At 72.3% G+C, this 15,836-nt stretch carries 12 protein-coding genes; 9 read left to right on the top strand and 3 right to left on the bottom strand.

Annotation, left to right across the window (positions count from 1 at the left end; all coding sequences use genetic code 11):
- The first annotated feature begins 5 nt into the window (after positions 1 to 5).
- A complete protein-coding gene (locus B5Y66_RS16190; protein ID WP_079575559.1) occupies positions 6 to 1,190 on the top strand; it encodes an epoxide hydrolase family protein in 1,185 nt (394 codons plus the stop codon).
- A gap of 30 nt (positions 1,191 to 1,220) precedes the next feature.
- Here B5Y66_RS16190 and B5Y66_RS16185 read toward each other — a convergent pair whose 3' ends face one another.
- The 3 genes from B5Y66_RS16185 to uxaC all read right to left on the bottom strand — a co-directional run bounded on the left by B5Y66_RS16185 (position 1,221) and on the right by uxaC (position 6,054).
- Positions 1,221 to 3,365 carry an alpha-glucuronidase gene (locus B5Y66_RS16185; RefSeq protein WP_079575558.1) on the bottom strand — a complete coding sequence of 715 codons (2,145 nt, stop codon included), beginning with the start codon at positions 3,363 to 3,365 and terminating at the stop codon, positions 1,221 to 1,223.
- A gap of 104 nt (positions 3,366 to 3,469) precedes the next feature.
- The gene (locus B5Y66_RS16180) at positions 3,470 to 4,591 is read right to left on the bottom strand and encodes a mannonate dehydratase (RefSeq protein WP_245807200.1); all 1,122 of its coding nucleotides are present in this window, start codon (positions 4,589 to 4,591) and stop codon (positions 3,470 to 3,472) included.
- A 44-nt stretch (positions 4,592 to 4,635) separates the two neighbouring features.
- On the bottom strand, positions 4,636 to 6,054 hold the full coding sequence (uxaC, locus tag B5Y66_RS16175; protein WP_079575556.1) for a glucuronate isomerase: 1,419 nt from the start codon (positions 6,052 to 6,054) through the stop codon (positions 4,636 to 4,638).
- 188 nt (positions 6,055 to 6,242) lie between these two features.
- Between uxaC and B5Y66_RS16170 the strand changes: the two genes are divergently transcribed.
- From B5Y66_RS16170 to B5Y66_RS16135, 8 genes are all read left to right on the top strand, one after another.
- Positions 6,243 to 7,241 carry a LacI family DNA-binding transcriptional regulator gene (locus tag B5Y66_RS16170; protein ID WP_079575555.1) on the top strand — a complete coding sequence of 333 codons (999 nt, stop codon included), beginning with the start codon at positions 6,243 to 6,245 and terminating at the stop codon, positions 7,239 to 7,241.
- An 88-nt stretch (positions 7,242 to 7,329) separates the two neighbouring features.
- Positions 7,330 to 8,568 (top strand): extracellular solute-binding protein, encoded by a 1,239-nt coding sequence (locus B5Y66_RS16165; protein WP_079575554.1) that lies wholly within the window; start codon positions 7,330 to 7,332, stop codon positions 8,566 to 8,568.
- Between the two features lie 7 nt (positions 8,569 to 8,575).
- Positions 8,576 to 9,721, top strand: coding sequence for an ABC transporter ATP-binding protein (locus B5Y66_RS16160; protein WP_079575553.1), 1,146 nt, complete (start codon positions 8,576 to 8,578; stop codon positions 9,719 to 9,721).
- Positions 9,718 to 10,644: an ABC transporter permease gene (locus B5Y66_RS16155; protein WP_079575552.1), complete on the top strand. Its 927-nt coding sequence runs from the start codon at positions 9,718 to 9,720 to the stop codon at positions 10,642 to 10,644. Before B5Y66_RS16160 ends, B5Y66_RS16155 begins: the two co-directional genes overlap by 4 nt.
- A complete protein-coding gene (locus B5Y66_RS16150; protein ID WP_176168908.1) occupies positions 10,641 to 11,567 on the top strand; it encodes an ABC transporter permease in 927 nt (308 codons plus the stop codon). Before B5Y66_RS16155 ends, B5Y66_RS16150 begins: the two co-directional genes overlap by 4 nt.
- Entirely contained in the window at positions 11,557 to 13,095 is a 1,539-nt protein-coding gene (locus B5Y66_RS16145; protein WP_079575551.1) for a mannitol dehydrogenase family protein, read from the top strand. The genes B5Y66_RS16150 and B5Y66_RS16145 overlap by 11 nt, the downstream gene beginning before the upstream one ends.
- Before the next feature lie 347 nt (positions 13,096 to 13,442).
- Positions 13,443 to 14,759 carry an ABC transporter substrate-binding protein gene (locus B5Y66_RS16140; RefSeq protein WP_079575550.1) on the top strand — a complete coding sequence of 439 codons (1,317 nt, stop codon included), beginning with the start codon at positions 13,443 to 13,445 and terminating at the stop codon, positions 14,757 to 14,759.
- Between the two features lie 5 nt (positions 14,760 to 14,764).
- Entirely contained in the window at positions 14,765 to 15,718 is a 954-nt protein-coding gene (locus B5Y66_RS16135; RefSeq protein WP_079575983.1) for a carbohydrate ABC transporter permease, read from the top strand.
- Positions 15,719 to 15,836: the final 118 nt, after the last annotated feature.

The raw sequence follows: 15,836 nt of genomic DNA, 5'->3' as shown, positions 1-15,836 counted from the left end.
AGCTCATGGATCGCCCGACCGACGACGTGCAGGCATTCGAGGCCCACGCCACCGACGCCGACCTCGACGACCTGCGGGCGCGACTGGCCGCGGCCCGGCTGCCGGAGGCAGAGACGGTCGACCGCGCCGTGCCCGGCGCGCGCCGGTGGGACCAGGGCGTCCCGCTCGCGGACCTCGCCGACGTCGTGGACTACTGGCGCACCGGGTACGACTGGCGGTCGTTCGAGGCGCGCCTCGACCAGATCGGCCAGTTCCGCACGACCATCGACGGTCTGGGGATCCACTTCCTGCACCGCCGGTCCGCTCGCGCGGACGCCACCCCGCTGGTCCTGACCCACGGCTGGCCGGGCAGCATCGCCGAGTTCGTCGACGTGGTGGACGAGCTGGCGGATCCACAGGACGCCGACGCACCGGCGTTCCACGTCGTCGTCCCGTCACTGCCCGGGTTCGGTTACAGCGACAAGCCGGCCAGCACCGGATGGGGGGTCGAGAAGATCGCGGCCGCGTGGGTGGAGCTGATGGGGAGGCTCGGCTACCGCACGTTCGCGGCCCACGGCGGCGACTGGGGAGGCAACGTCACCGCGGTCCTCGGCGGAACGTTCCCGGCGCACGTGCTGGGCATCCACACCACGTTCGCGTTGGCGCCGCCCGGGGTGACGACGGACGGGCTGACGGCGGTCGAGCGCAGACGGACCGAGGAGACCCGCGACTTCTGGCTCCACCACCGGGCCTACGCGAAGCAGCAGGCGACCCGGCCGCAGACCATCGGCTACTCGCTCGTCGACTCACCGGTCGGGCTTCTCGCCTGGATCCTCGACAAGTTCGCCGAGTGGTCGGACACCGAGGACAGCCCGTTCGAGACGATCTCCCGCGACAGGATCCTCGACGACGTCACCCTGTACTGGCTGACGCGGACCGGGGCATCGGCGGCCCGCATCTACCACGAGAGCCCCGGCTCGCTGGCCCCCGAGCTTCGGGTCGACGTCCCGTCGGCGATCACCATGTATCCCCGTGACATCGAGTCGCGCACCCCGCGTGCCTGGGCCCAGGAGCGGTACCGGCGGATCGTCCGGTGGGAGGAGCCCGAGGCCGGGGGCCACTTCCCGTCGCTGGAGGTCCCCGAGTACTTCGTCAAGGACCTGCAGGCGGGCCTCGCTGCCGTGCTGGCCGCCGGCGGTCGTGGATCATGACGGCGCCCCCCGCAGAGGGGGACGCGCGCCTCAGTAGATCGTGCGGCCGTGGGCGTCGGGGACGCCGGACTTGCGGACGAAGTACGTGTTCAGCTGGTCGCGCCACTCGGTGGCCGAGCGGAGCTGCTCCGCGAGGCGCTCGCGGACGCGGGCGTCGACGTCGTCGGGGACGAGCCCGGCGAGCGACTCCCATGCCGCGACCGTGTCGCGCACCCGCTCCACCCCCGCGAAGTGGGTGTCGTAGACGTGCTGGACGACGGTGACCCCGCTGTGCAGCACGTGCGAGTACGGCACGTGGTGGAAGAACAGCACCAGCTCGTCGGGGCAGGTCGCGAGGTCCTCGTACACGTCGCGCCAGGGCGCCGGGTACTGCCCGGTGAACCCCGTCCCGGTCGCCCGGGTGCGGTCCACGCCGATGCCGTCGCGGTCGGCGAAGTGATAGGTGCCCCACGGGGTGTACTCGTACCCGTCCACGTCGGGGCCGTAGTGGTGGCCGGGGCGGACCATGAACCCGACGCCGAGCGGCGCGGTGTACGACTCGTACGTGCGCCACGAGTCGTCCAGCACGGCGTGCAGCACCTCGCGGACGCGCGCGTCGACCGTGCCGTCCGGCCCGGCGAAGGTCAGCCCGACCCACTCGTCGAGGATCGCCGCCGGGTCGAGGGTCGGGTCCCACGCGAGCCGCCCGAAGGCGTACAGGTTCGCCTGCGCCAGCGGGTGCCCGGTCCAGAACCGGTCGTCGCCCACGTTCGCGACGGCGGCGATCCCGCCGCCGCGAGCGGTCGCGACGGCGGCCGAGGGGTCCGGGCCGCGCCCGGCGACGACGTCGCGCACCGCGGGGCCGCCGTCGCCCTCCCCGCTGGGCCGGAAGCCGAGGTTCTCGCTCCACCAGGGCGCGAGGTAGCAGGCGTGCCGCTGCTGTCCGGTGTACTCCTGGGTCACCTGCAGCTCGAGCGCGAGCCGGGTGCGGGGCATCGCGGCGAGGACGGGGGAGACGGGCTCGCGGGTCTGGAAGTCCATCGGCCCGTGCTTGACCTGCACCACGACGTTCTCGGCGAACCGGCCGTCGAGCGGTGCGAAGTGGTCGTACGCGGCCCGGGCACGGTCGGTGGAACGGTCGCGCCAGTCCTGCGTGTGGTCGTAGACGAACGCGCGCCAGTGCACGACGCCGCCGTGCGGCGCCACGGCGTCGGCCAGCAGGTTGGCGCCGTCCGCGTGGTCGCGCCCGTACGCGAACGGGCCGGGCTGCCCCTCGGAGTCGGCCTTGACCACGAACCCGCCGAAGTCCGGGATCGTGGCCCAGACGCGGTCGGCGGCGGCTCGCCACCAGGCGCGGACGTCGTCGTCGAGCGGGTCGGACGTCGGCAGCCCGCCGAGCGTCATCGGCGCGGCGAAGCTCACCGCGAGGTGGGCGCGCACACCGTACGGCCGCAGGGCAGCGGCGATCCGCGCGACGTCGGGCAGGTCGTCGGTGAGCAGGCGGGCCTCGCGCGCGTGCACGTTGACGTTGTTGATGCAGACCCGGTCGATCCCCGTCGCGGCCAGCAGCCGGGCGTAGGTCGTGACGCGGGACAGGTCGTCGCGGACGCGGCCCTCCGCGTAGAAGATCGAGCCGCCGGAGTATCCGCGCTCCACCTGCCCCATCACCGGGTGCACGTCCACGTTGTCCCAGTGGTCCAGCACGCGCAGCGTCAGGGCGGGGGCGTGCCGCTCGTCGGCGTCCGGCCCGGCGAACGCCGCCTCGCCGAGCCGCACCACGTGGAACCACCCGTGCAGCAGCGCCGTCGCCGTCGCCGCGGTCACCGTGACCCGGCCGCCCGCCCGCGCCAACCGGAACTCGCTCGACGAGTCGTCGGCGCCGGACGGGGCTGTACCCCCGTCGGGTGCCGACCATTCGGGGGACAGAGCGAGGAGGAGGTCGGGGGAGGCGTCGGGATCGACGACGGCGCCGCCGTGCGTCGTCGTCGCGTGCTCGACCTCACCCTGCAGCGTTGCCACGACCTCCCGGGAGTTGTCAGAGCCAGGTGGGGCTATACCGCCACGTGGCTCTGACACATCGGGAACGCGTACCGCGAGGCGGCGTCGCCCGGGGGCGGCCAGGGCGCAATCGGGCAGCCAGGCCGCGTGCGGTGCGGGTTCGACAACGATTTCGGACGACGTCGTCTCGTCGGTCATGACAGGCCTCTCGGTCGGGGTTCGACAAGCTCAACCGGCGGGTCTGCCGGTCGAGCCCGCCGCGACCACGGTCGGGGTCTGGACGGGCTCGGCCGACGGACGGATCACGCGGTGTGGCGGAACGCGTCCCACGCGCCGAGCAGGTACTGGACGCCCAGCGCGCGGTCGTACAGGCCGTAGCCCGGCCGCGGCTTGTTCGTGGTGTTCTCGTCCCACAGGTGGCGGCCGTGGTCGGGGCGCACGTAGCCCGTGTACCCGGCCTCGGCGTAGGCCTTCATGATGCCGGTCGTGTCGACGTCGCCCTCGCACGCCCGGTGCCCCACCTCGGTGAAGTCGCCGTTCGGGAAGTGCTTGATGTTGCGCACGTGGGTGAAGTGGATGCGGCCGGAGAAGCGGCGCACGGTGTCGGCCGCGAGCGGCGCCTGCGCCGGGTTGGCGGAGAAGCTCCCGAGGCAGAGCGTGAGGCCGTGGTTCGGGCTCGGGTGCAGGTCGAGCACGCGCTGCAGGTCGTCGGGCGTCGAGACGACGCGCGGCCAGCCGAAGACGTCGAACGGCGGGTCGTCCGGGTGCACGCCCAGCTTCACGTCCGCCTCCTCGCACGCGGGGATCACGGCGTCGAGGAAGTAGCGGTAGTTGGCGTACATGTCCTCGTGCGTGACGCCGACGTAGGCCGCGTTGAGCTCCGTGAAGCCCGCCAGCCGCTCGGGCTCCCAGCCGGGCAGCGTGAGGCCGTGCGAGCCGGCCTCCATGTCGGCGATGAGGCCCTCGGGCGTCATCTCGTCCACGACCGCCTTCTCGAAGTACAGCGCGGTGGAGCCGTCGGGCAGCGGGTGCCACAGGTCCGTGCGCAGCCAGTCGAAGACGGGCATGAAGTTGTAGCAGACGACCTTCACGCCGGCCCTGCCCAAGCGCCGGATCGTGGTCACGTAGTTCTCGATCGCCTCGTCACGGCCTAGCCCCAGCACCGTGCGGCCCAGCTTGATCGACTCATGCACGTTGACCGATTCGACCACCTCGGCGTCCAGGGTGCGGGTCACGCCCCGGGCGCGGGCCTCGTCGGAGAGCCCGGAGATGCGTGCCACCTCGGCGTCGATCTCCGCCTGCTCCCACACCTGGCCGGCCTGCTTGTGGTGCAGGCTCCACACGACCGTGTCCACGCCCGGGATCTGCCGGATGTGGTCCAGCGTGACCGTGTCGTTGCCCTCGCCGTACCAGCGGAAACCCATCTTCACTGCGTGACTCCTTGCTCTCGTCCGTGCCGCACGGCTGCTCAGGCGCGGGCGTAGGCCGCCTGGGGCAGGCGGTAGGTCAGGTCGGCGGCGACGTCGAGCGCCTCGTCGAGGTCGAGGCGGTGCTCCGCCACCAGGCGGGCCAGGTAGCCGGCGTCGACGCGGCGGGCCAGGTCGTGCCGCGCGGGGATGGAGCAGAACGCGCGGGTGTCGTCCACGAAGCCGCTCATGTTGCTGAATCCGGCCGTCTCGGTGGCCGCCTCGCGGAACCGCCGCATCGCGTCGGGCGCGTCGAGGAACCACCACGGCGCGCCCAGGCGCAGCGCCGGGTAGACGCCGGCCAGCGGCGCGAGCTCGCGCGAGTACACGTCCTCGTCCACCGTGAAGGCGATCATGCGGAAGCCCGGGTGATGGCCGAACGCGTCGAGCACCGGGCGGAGCGAGTGCGTGAACTCGGTGACGACCGGGATGTCGTAGCCCTTGTCCGGGCCAAACGCGGCGGACGGGCCGCTCGCGTGGTCGCGCAGCACGCCCGGGTGCAGCTGCATGACCAGGCCGTCCTCCGCCGACATCGCGGCCATCTGGAACAGCATGTGCCCGCTGAACGCCTGCGCCTCGGCGGCCGTCACGGTGCCGGCCAGCGCGGCGTCGAGGATGCGGCGCGCCTCGGCGTCGTCCAGCGGCGTCGTGTCGGCGTACAGGTGGCCATGGTCGGTGGCCCGCGCGCCCGCGGCGACGAATCGCTCGCGCTGCGCGCGCAGGGCCTCGAGGTAGCGGTCGTAGGTGGTGACGTCGACCCCGGCCGCCTCACCGAGCCGCGCGACGTCGTCGCGCCAGGTCGTGCGGTCGACGTGCAGCAGCGGGTCGGGGCGGAAGGTCGGCAGCACGCGGTCGCCGTAGCCGTCGGCGGCGAGCTTGGCGTGCGCGTCGAGGGTGGCCCACGCGGGGTCGGTCGTGGCGATGGCCTCGATGTTGAAGGCGTCGAGCAGCGCGCGCGGGCGGAACTCCTGCGCGGCGAGGCGGGCCGCGACCTGGTCGTACAGGGCGTCGGCGGTCTCGGCCGACGGGCGCTGCGTGACGCCGAGGATCTCGACCAGCACGTGCTCCAGCCAGTACCTGGTGGGCGTGCCGCGGAAGTGCTTCCAGCCTGCGCAGAAGCGGCGCCAGATCTCCCGCGGGTCGGTCTCTGCCGCCTCGTCCTCCGTGGAGCCGACGCCGAGCCGGGGCAGCGTCTCGCCCTGGGAGACCAGCATCCGCGTGAGGTAGTGGTCGGGCACGACGACGAGCTGGGCCGGGTCGCCGAAGGGCGCGTCGTCGGCGAACCACTCGACGGGCACGTGGCCGTGCATCGAGACGATCGGCAGGTCCCGCACCGCGGCGTAGATCTCCCGGGCCAGCGGCCGGGTGGTCGGGTCGGCGGGCAGTGCCCGGTCGGGGTGCAGGGTCCAGCGCTCGTCCACGTGCGTCTCCTCGTCGGATCGGGCCGTCGGCCCGCGACGACGACGTCACGGGTGGCCTTGGGATCGATTGCAGACATCGTGCCGTGGGCCTGCCGTGGTGCGCAACCCCCGTCCTGCGGATGGGTCTTGACGCATCCCGGGATCGTTTGCAGACTGACCGGCAGGCCGACGGCACGAGGGGAGCTCCGATGGCGAACGCGCACGACGTGGCACAGCTGGCCGGCGTCTCCGTGTCGACCGTGTCGCGGGCGCTCACCGCGCCCACGCAGGTCTCGGCGACCACGCGGGAGCGGGTGCTGGAGGCCGCCGAGCGGCTCGGCTACACGCCCAACCCGACGGCGCGCGGGCTGCGCCTCGGCCGCACGCACACCCTGGGCCTCCTGGTGCCGGACCTCGAGAACCCGTACTTCGCGTCGGTGACGAAGGGTGTCCAGGCGCGCGCCCGGGCGGCCGGCTACCCGGTGTTCGTCGCCGACTCCGAGGAAGACCCGACGGCGGAGCCCGGCCTCGTCGCGCAGTTCGCGGCGAGGGTGGACGGGATCGTCCTCGCCTCGCCGCGGTCGGACGACGAGGTGCTGCGCAAGGCCGTGGCGCACCTGCCGGTGGTGCTGGTCAGCCGCGACATGGCCGACCTGCCGTCGGTGGCGGTCGACGACGCCGACGGCATCGCCCAGGTGCTCGGGCACCTGCACGCGCTGGGGCACCGCCGCGTGGGGGTGGCCGCGGGCCCTGCGTCCTCGTGGTCGGGCGCGCGCCGGCTCGACGGCCTGCGGGCCGCGGCGGAGCGGCTGGGCGACGTCGCGCTCGTCGAGCTCGGGTCGTTCCGGCCCTACTTCTCGGGCGGCCTCGCGGCCGCCGACCACGCCGTCGCGCAGGGCGTGACGGCCGTCGTCGCGTTCAACGACCTCATGGCGCTCGGCATCCTCGACCGCCTGCGCGGCCGGGGCGTCTCCGTGCCGCAGGACATCTCCGTCGTCGGGTACGACGACGTGGACGTGGCGACGCTCGTCTCCCCGGCGCTGACCACCGTGCGGGTGCCGCGCACCGGGCTGGGACGTCGCGCCGTCGACCTCCTGCTCTCCTGGCTCGACGTCGGACACGTCGACGACCAGGCCCTCGCGAGAGCCCGGCACCGGCTGCCGGCAGAGCTCGTGATCCGTGATTCGACCGGGGTCCCGCCGGCATGACGTGCACCCCGGCACTCCCGCCCCGGCGTCGACGTCGACGCCGCGGCACCGTTCCCGGGCACTGTCGCCCGGGGGAAGGAAGGTAGTCATGCGACTCACCCGCTCCCACGCCGGCACCGTCGCCGTCGTCGGCGCCGCAGGCCTCGGGCTCCTGCTCGCCGCCTGCGCCCCGCCCGCCGCGGACGGCGGCGGCAGCGGCCCCGCCGTGACCGACGCGGCCGACGTCCCCGACACCCCGTCGGAGCCCGTCGAGCTCCACATCCTCGACGTCGCGGGCAACCAGAAGCTCACGGAGCCGATGGTCGACGCGTTCGTCGAGGCGAACCCCGACGTCATCTCGTCGGTCACCTGGGAGACCGGCGGTGCCCCTGACGTCACCGGCATCGTCAAGCCGCAGGTGGACTCCGGGAACCTCTCGGTGGACCTCGTGCTGACCGGCAACGACGGCCTGTCCGCGGGCATCGCGCAGGACCTGTGGGTGCCCGTGGTCGACGACTTCGGCGACCGCCTGTCGAACCAGGCGAACTACCTCGAGCCCGCCGCGGCGATGCAGGACCTCGCCGAGGGCTATGGCGTCGTCGTCACGTACTACCCGTCCGGGCCGCTGCTGCAGTACGACCCGAAGGTCGTGACCGCCCCGCCGACGACCCCGCAGGAGCTGCTCGACTGGGCGAAGGCGAACCCGGGCAAGTTCGGGTACGCCCGTCCCGCGAACTCCGGCCCGGGGCGCACGTTCCTCATGGGCCTGCCCTACATCCTGGGCGACAAGGACCCGAAGGACCCGGAGAAGGGCTGGGACAAGACCTGGGCCTACCTCAAGGAGCTGGGCCAGTACGTCGACAACTACCCGACCGGCACGGGGCAGGTCGTGACGAACGTCGGCGACGGCACCTGGAGCATGATCCCCACGACGACGGGCTGGGAGATCGAGCCCCGCACCGACGGCCGGCTGCCGAACACGCTCGAGGCGGGCGCGTTCGACGACTTCACCTGGGTGACGGACGCGCACTACGCGGCGATCCCGAAGGGTCAGTCGGCGGACAAGATCTCCGCGATCCTCCTGCTGCTGCAGGACGTCCTCACGCCGGAGCAGAACGCCAAGGCCTACGACCACGGCTACTTCTACCCCGGTCCCGCCGTCGAGGGCGCCACGCTCGACAAGGCGCCGCAGGAGTCGCAGGACACCATCGCGGAGTACGGCCGCGACTGGTACGACGACCTCATCGAGTCGGCCCCGTCCACGACGCCGCTCGCCCCGGACGCGATGGTCAAGGCCTTCGACATCTGGGACCGCGAGGTCGGCGCCGGCAAGTACACGGAGGAGTGAGGTCTCCATGGCGATCACGGCCGGCACGTTCGAGTCGTTGGAGCTGCGCGACGTCGGGCGCAGCTTCGGCGGCCACCAGGCGCTGGCGGGCCTCGACCTGACGGTCCGGGCGGGCGAGTTCATCGCCCTGCTCGGCCCGTCGGGCTGCGGCAAGTCGACGGCGCTCAACTGCCTGGCGGGCCTGCTCCCGCTGACCCACGGGCAGATCCTGCTCGACGGGCGCCGCGTGGACACGGTGCCCAGCGAGAAGCGCGGCTTCGGGATGGTGTTCCAGAGCTACGCGCTGTTCCCGCACCTCACCGTGGAGAAGAACGTCGCGTTCGGGCTGCAGATGCGCGGCCTGCCCCGCGCGGAGGTGTCCCGGCGGGTCGCGGAGGCGATCGGGCTCGTCAAGCTCGAGGACCATGCGAAGAAGCTGCCGGGCCAGCTGTCCGGCGGGCAGCAGCAGCGCGTGGCGATCGCGCGCGCGGTGGTGCTGGAGCCGTCGCTGGTGCTCATGGACGAGCCGCTCTCGAACCTCGACGCCAAGCTGCGGCTCGACATGCGCACCGAGATCCGCCGGCTGCACCAGGAGCTGGGCCTCACCACGATCTACGTGACGCACGACCAGGAGGAGGCGCTGTCCCTGGCCGACCGCCTCGTCGTGCTGCGCGAGGGCCGGGTGCAGCAGATCGGCACGCCCGACGATCTCTACGACCATCCCCGCAACTGGCACGTCGCGGACTTCATGGGCTACCGCAACATCCTCGCGGGCGGCCTCATGGATGGCGGAGACGGCGGGGACGGCGGCGCGACCGTCCGGGTCGGAGGGCTGACCCTGCGGGGGCGGCCCGTCGGCGAGGTCGGCGAGGGCGACGACGTCCGCGTGGCCGTGCGGCCGGACGACCTCACGGTGCTAGCCGGGGGCCGGGAGCCGCGCGACGGGAACGCTGTCGAGGGAGTCGTCGCCGTCGTCGAGTACCACGGGCGGGAGTTCGCCGTGGTGGTGCAGACGGCGGACGGCGCGACCCTGCACGTACGCACGCCGACCGCCCCCGCCGTGGGCGACGTCGTGCGCCTCACCGCGGCCGCGGACCGGGTGCTCGTCTTCCCGGCGGAGCTCTCGGCGGCGTCGGCGGCAGCCGACCGGGCGGAGGCGGTGACCGCGGCATGACCGCCGTCGCCGACCGCCCGGCGCGCAGCACCGCGAGCCTGCGGCACCGGCTGGCGGAGCGGGGCGTCGACTCGTCGCTGTGGCTCATGGTCCCGGCGCTGGTCTTCGCGCTCGCGCTGTTCGTGTACCCGTTCTCCTACGGGATCGGGCTCACCTTCCAGCCGAGCGTCGCCACCCAGGAGCAGTGGGGCGGCGGGATCCTGGCGAACTACGTGGCGTTCTTCCGCGACCCGTTCGTCTTCGACTCGATCTGGATCACGATGCGCCTGGCGCTGCCGGCGGCGTTGTTCAACGTGCTCGCGTCGATCCCCGTGGCGATGGTGCTGCGTCGCAGGTTCCGCTTCAAGCGGTTCATGACGTCGGTGCTGGTGCTGCCGATCACCCTCGGCACGGTGCTCACCGCGCAGGGCCTGCTGATCTTCGCGGGGCGCCAGGGCTGGCTCAACCGGTTCCTGATCGCCACGGGGCTGGTCGACCAGCCGGTGCAGCTCGTGAACAACTACACCGGCGTGATGTTCTCGCTGATCATCACCGGCTTCCCGTTCGCGTTCCTGCTGGTGTCGAGCTACCTGTCGGGCATCGACCCCTCGCTGGACTCGGCCGCCCGCACGCTCGGCGCCGGGTGGTGGCAGCGGTTCCGGCGCATCACGCTGCCGCTGCTCGCGCCCGGCCTCGCCACCACGTTCATCCTCACGTTCGTGCTGGCGTTCTCGGTGTTCCCGTCCGCCCGCCTCGTCGGCGACGCGATGGGCTCTACGCGCGTGATGTCGCTGATGGCGTTCCGCGCCTTCGGCGAGCAGAACGACTACGCGATGGCCTCGACCATCGCCCTGATGATGGGCGTCGTCGAGCTGATCGTCGTCGCGGTCGTGCTCGCCTGGCGGTCGTTGCTCTACAAGGGATCGACGGGAGGCAAGGGATGAGCGCGCTGGAGACACCGACGACGATGTCGGACGCGCCGCAGGGCTCGCCGCCCCGCGCGCGGGCCGCGGCGGGGCGGCCCCCGGGCGAGCGGTCGTTGGCCGCGTCGCCGTCCACCTGGTTCGTGTGGGCCGGGATGGCCGCGTTCCTCGTGTTCCTGCTCGGCATCATCGTCGCCGTGGTGGTCGACTCGTTCGGGCGGCAGTGGTTCGACACCTGGCTGCCGCTCGAGTGGACCACCGAGTGGTACGCGAGCTCGTGGGACCGGTTCGACCTCACGCACGTGGTGGGCGTGACCGTGGGCGTGGCGCTCGCCGTCGTCGTGCTGTCGGTGCTGATCGGCGTGCCGGCGGCGTACCTGCTGGCGCGGCGGAACTTCCCCGGCAAGCGGCTGGTGAACGTGCTGTTCCTGCTGCCGATCCTCATGCCGCCCATCACGTTCGGCATCCCGCTCGCCACCGTGATGTATTCCTTCGGCCTCGGCCGGTCGGTGATCGCGGTGATCCTCGTCAACCTGGTGCCGTCGGTGCCGTTCGTCATCCTGACGATGACGCCGTTCATCGAGCAGATCAACCCCGCGATCGAGTCCGCGGCGCGCATGTGCGGCGCGGGGATGCGGCAGGTGTTCACCCGGATCCTGGCCCCGCTGCTGGTTCCCGGCATCCTCGCCGCGTCGATCCTGGTGCTCGTGCGGACCGTCGGGATGTTCGAGCTGACGTTCCTCGTGTCGGGCCCGCAGTCCGACACGCTCGTCGTGGCGATCTACCGCGCCATGACGTCGGCGGGCGGCGGCGAGGCCCGCCAGCTCGTCTCCGCCATGGCGGTCATGTACACGGCGACGATGCTCGTCATGCTCGTGGCCGCCCTGAGATTCGTGAACCCGACCCAGCTGGTCGCCCAAGTGAAGGAAGCCCGTGACGACTGACCGACTCCACCGCTCCGCCCTCCCCGCGCACCTCGACCCGCCGGTGACGCCCGACCAGGTGGGCGTCGTGCACCTGGGCATCGGGGCGTTCCACCGGGCGCACCAGGCCGTGTTCACGGAGCTGGCCGCCCGTGCCACGGGCGACGGTCGCTGGGGCATCCTCGGCGTCACGCAGCGCTCGGCGTCCGTGCGCGACCAGCTGCGCCCGCAGGGCGGGGTCTACTCCGTACTCACCGCGGGCACCCACGAGACACGGCTGGACCTGGTGGGGGCGGTGCTCGACGTCGCCTGGCCGGCCGAGGAGACCGCGCGGGTGCTGGCGACGGTCGCGGCGCCCACGACGCACGTCGTGACCCTGACGGTCACGGAGAAGGGCTACGCCCGGGGGGCGGACGGCGGGCTCGACGTCGAGCGCGTGCGCCCCGACCTCGAGGCGCTCGCCGCCGAGCATGCGGCTGCGCGGGGAGCGACGCCGGAGGGCGAGCCCGGCTCCGTGCCCGGCGAGCACGTGGTGCCGGGGACGACGGCGGTCGGGCTGCTGGTGCGCGGCCTCGCGGCCCGCTGGCGCGCGGCGCAGGCGGCGGGAGAGCGGCGCCCGATCACGGTGCTGACCTGCGACAACATGGTCGACAACGGGCGGGTGCTGGAGCGGCTGGTGGGCGACGCCGTGGGCGCGGCCCTGCCCGGCGCGGAGGGTGACGGGCTGCGGTCGTGGCTGGCGACTGACGTCGCGTTCCCGTGCTCGATGGTCGACCGGATCGTGCCGGCCACGACGCCGGACCAGCGGGACGCGGTGGAGCGCGAGCTCGGGGCCCGCGACGAGGGGCTCGTCGTCGGCGAGCCGTTCCGCCAGTGGGTGATCGAGGACCGGTTCGCCGGCCCGAGGCCGGCCTGGGAGCGGGCGGGGGCGACGTTCACCGCCGACGTGGCGCCGTGGGAGCAGGCCAAGCTGCGCCTGCTCAACGGCACGCACTCCCTGCTCGCGTACGCCGGGCGCCTGGCGGGGCACGCGACCCTCGCGGAGGCCGTGACCGACCCCGCGCTGCACGAGCGGGCCCGCGCGTTCATGCTCTCCGACGCGCTGCCGACCCTCACGCCGCCGGACGGTGCCGACCTGCGCGCGTATGCGGAGTCGCTGCTGGAGCGGTTCGCGAACCCGGCCACGGGCCACACCACGGTGCAGGTCTCGATGGACGGCACGCAGAAGATCCCGTTCCGGTGGGGCGGCATCGTCGCGGACCGCCTCGCGGCGGGCGCGGTGCCGGCCGGCGCGGCGTTCGGCCTGGCGGCGTGGAGCGAGGTGGTGCGCCGCGAGGCGGCGGCGGGGCGTCTGGTGGACGACCCCCGTGCGCAGGAGCTGGCCGGCGTGGTGGCCGAGGCCGGCGGGGGCGATCCCGCCGCGGCGGCGCCCGCGGACGTCGCGCGGGCGCTGCTGGCCCTGCCCGGCCTGCTGCCGGAGGGTGTCGGCACGGACGTCCGGCTGGTGGACGCGGTGCTGGCCCAGGTGCCGGCTCTCGCGGAGGTCTGACCTCCGCCCCGCGGCCCCGGACCTCCACCCGGCGCCTCGCCCCGCACCGGGGCGCCGCTCCTCGCCTGCGGGTTCGTCCTGGCGGTGGAGCGCCACGTAGGCTGCCCGCCGGATGTGAGCGAACACACTCCGGCGGGCCGGGCGACACCCTTTCGAGGGCGGCGGGCCGACGGTCGCGCGGGGACGCGTCGGCCGCGTTGCGAGATCGTGATGTGACTCGGAGCACCGCGGGGCTGGACAACGCTTACCGAAACGTGTTTTATCGATTCAGTCGGCGCGGAACGAGGAGTCAACGGGGCGTCCTCGTTGCCGACGATCGTGGACGATCGACGAGCGAGGAGGCTCACATGAGGATCACGCGGAAGGCCGCCGGCGCGGCTGCGGCGACGGTCGCCGTCGCCCTCACCCTCACCGCCTGCGGTGGCGGGACCGACGCTGCGGAGCCCGGCTCCGCGGAGAAGGTGAGCACCGACGAGGACATCACCATCTCTCTCGCCTGGTGGGGCGAGCCGGCCCGAGCCGAGATGTACGAGGAGGCGGTGGACCTCTTCGAGGAGAAGCACCCCAACATCACGGTGCAGACCCAGTTCCAGGACTGGGACGGCTACTGGACCTCCCGGGCCACCGAGGCGGCCGGCGGTGCGCTGCCGGACGTGATCCAGATGGACCTGTCCTACCTGCGCCAGTACGGCGCCACGGGTCAGCTCCTCGACCTCGACGGCCAGTCCGGCGTCAACCTCGACACCGGCGGCGTGGACGACTCGCTGCTGGCCTCCGGGCAGATCGACGGCAGCCAGTTCGGCGTCCCGACGAGCACCAACACGCTCGCCACGTTCTACAACGCCGACCTGCTCAAGAAGGTGGGCGTCGAGCCGCTGGCCGAGGGGTACACCTGGGACGACTACAGCGAGTGGATCCAGGAGGTCACCGAGGCCGGTGCCGGCGAGGACCCGGCCCTCTACGGCGGCACGGACTTCACCGGCACGTTCTGGTTCTTCCTGCAGTGGCTCATCCAGCAGGGCGAGGAGCCGTTCAGCGAGGACGGCGAGCTCAACTTCGACGAGGCGCAGCTGACCGAGTGGCTGAACCTGGGCCAGGGGCTGCGGGACTCCGAGGCGATCTTCCCGATCCAGAAGACCAAGCAGCTCGAGCCCCTCGGCGGCTTCCACGTCAACCAGGTCGCCTCCGAGTCCACCTGGGACAACTTCCTCGCGGGGTACGTGGCCGAGTCCGGCGAGGACATCCAGATGCTGCCGATCCCGTCCGGAGAGAACGGCCCGGCGCAGTTCTGGAAGCCGTCGATGCTGCTGTCCGCGTCGGCCCAGACCGAGCAGCCGGAGGCCGCGGCGGCGCTGATCGACTTCCTCATCAACGAGCCGGAGGTCGGGAAGATCTTCGGTACGTCGAAGGGCGTGCCGGCGGTGCAGGCGCAGATCGACGCGATGGACGTCGAGCCGGGCTCGGTCGACGAGCAGGTCGTCCAGTACGAGGAGGACGTCACGGACGTCGTCACCGAGCCCGCCCCGGTGCCGGTCGAGGGCTTCGGCGAGATCGAGGCGGAGTTCAAGCGCCTCGGCGAGGAGCTGCAGTACGGGAACGTCACGGTGGACGAGTTCGTCACGCAGTGGTTCTCCTTCGCGGACGGCGCGGTGAAGCAGTCGTGACTGCCGTGACTTCTGACACCTCGCTCGACGACGCTCGGGGGGCGCGGCCTGCGCCCCCCGAGCGGGGGCGCCGCTCGCGCCGGCGTGACGTCGGGGCGGGGTTCGCGTTCTTGTCGCCGTGGTTGGTGGGGTTCGTGGTGTTGACGGCGTTCCCGATGGTGGCGTCGTTGTATCTGGCGTTCACGGACTATGACTTGTTCCGGCCGCCGTCGTGGGTGGGGTTGGAGAACTTCACGAAGCTGTTCGAGGACCCGCGGTTCTGGACGTCGGCGCGGGTGACGGCGATCTATGTGCTGGTCGGGACGCCGATCAAGCTGGCGGCGGCGTTGGCCGTGGCGATGGTGTTGAACATGAGGCACCGGGGTCAGGGTGCGTACCGGTCGATCTTCTATGCGCCCTCGTTGATCGGTGCTTCGGTGTCGATCGCGATCGTGTGGAAGGCGATGTTCATCGACAACGGGATCGTGGACCGGATCGGGCAGCTGTTCGGGCTGCCGGCCGGGGGTTGGGTGGGTGACCCGTCCAAGACGATGCCGATGTTCGTGCTGCTGGCGGTGTGGACGTTCGGCGCCCCGATGGTGATCTTCCTGGCCGGGTTGAAGCAGATCCCGGGCGAGCTGTACGAGGCGGCCGCGGTCGATGGTGCGGGCCCGATCCGTAAGTTCTGGCGGATCACGATCCCGATGCTGTCCCCGGTGCTGTTCTTCAACCTGCTGCTGGAGACGATCGGCGCGTTCCAGGTGTTCGGGTCGGCGTTCATCATCTCCGGCGGCACGGGTGGTCCGGCGGACTCGACGCTGTTCTACACGCTGTACCTGTACATCAAGGGCTTCGCGCAGTTCGACATGGGGTACGCCTCGGCCATGGCGTGGGTCCTGGTCGTGGTCGTGGGAGTGATCACCGCGATCCTGTTCAAGACCTCGAACGCCTGGGTCCACTACTCCGGAGACAACCGATGAGCGCCCCGACTCTTTCCCAGCCCGCACCGGTGCGTGAGCGGGGCGTGATCGACACGTCCCTGCGGCAGGCCGCGCGGCGGCGCAAGGGGGTCCGGTCGGTCGGGTTCCACGCGTTCAT

It is taken from the genome of Krasilnikoviella flava (genome assembly GCF_900167525.1).
Lineage (GTDB): Bacteria > Actinomycetota > Actinomycetes > Actinomycetales > Cellulomonadaceae > Isoptericola > Isoptericola flavus.
The sequence above is the reverse complement of the archived record's forward strand: the minus strand, read 5'-3'. Positions and strand labels throughout refer to the sequence as shown.

Excerpts from the sequence above, each read along its gene's own strand:
- B5Y66_RS16155 (WP_079575552.1), top strand. The coding sequence starts at position 9,718 with ATGACCGCCGTCGCCGACCGCCCGGCGCGCAGCACCGCGAGCCTGCGG.
- B5Y66_RS16160 (WP_079575553.1), top strand. The coding sequence starts at position 8,576 with ATGGCGATCACGGCCGGCACGTTCGAGTCGTTGGAGCTGCGCGACGTC.
- B5Y66_RS16180 (WP_245807200.1), bottom strand. The coding sequence starts at position 4,591 with ATGGGTTTCCGCTGGTACGGCGAGGGCAACGACACGGTCACGCTGGAC.
- B5Y66_RS16190 (WP_079575559.1), top strand. The coding sequence starts at position 6 with ATGGATCGCCCGACCGACGACGTGCAGGCATTCGAGGCCCACGCCACC.
- B5Y66_RS16150 (WP_176168908.1), top strand. The coding sequence starts at position 10,641 with ATGAGCGCGCTGGAGACACCGACGACGATGTCGGACGCGCCGCAGGGC.
- B5Y66_RS16185 (WP_079575558.1), bottom strand. The coding sequence starts at position 3,365 with ATGACCGACGAGACGACGTCGTCCGAAATCGTTGTCGAACCCGCACCG.
- B5Y66_RS16170 (WP_079575555.1), top strand. The coding sequence starts at position 6,243 with ATGGCGAACGCGCACGACGTGGCACAGCTGGCCGGCGTCTCCGTGTCG.
- B5Y66_RS16165 (WP_079575554.1), top strand. The coding sequence starts at position 7,330 with ATGCGACTCACCCGCTCCCACGCCGGCACCGTCGCCGTCGTCGGCGCC.
- B5Y66_RS16140 (WP_079575550.1), top strand. The coding sequence starts at position 13,443 with ATGAGGATCACGCGGAAGGCCGCCGGCGCGGCTGCGGCGACGGTCGCC.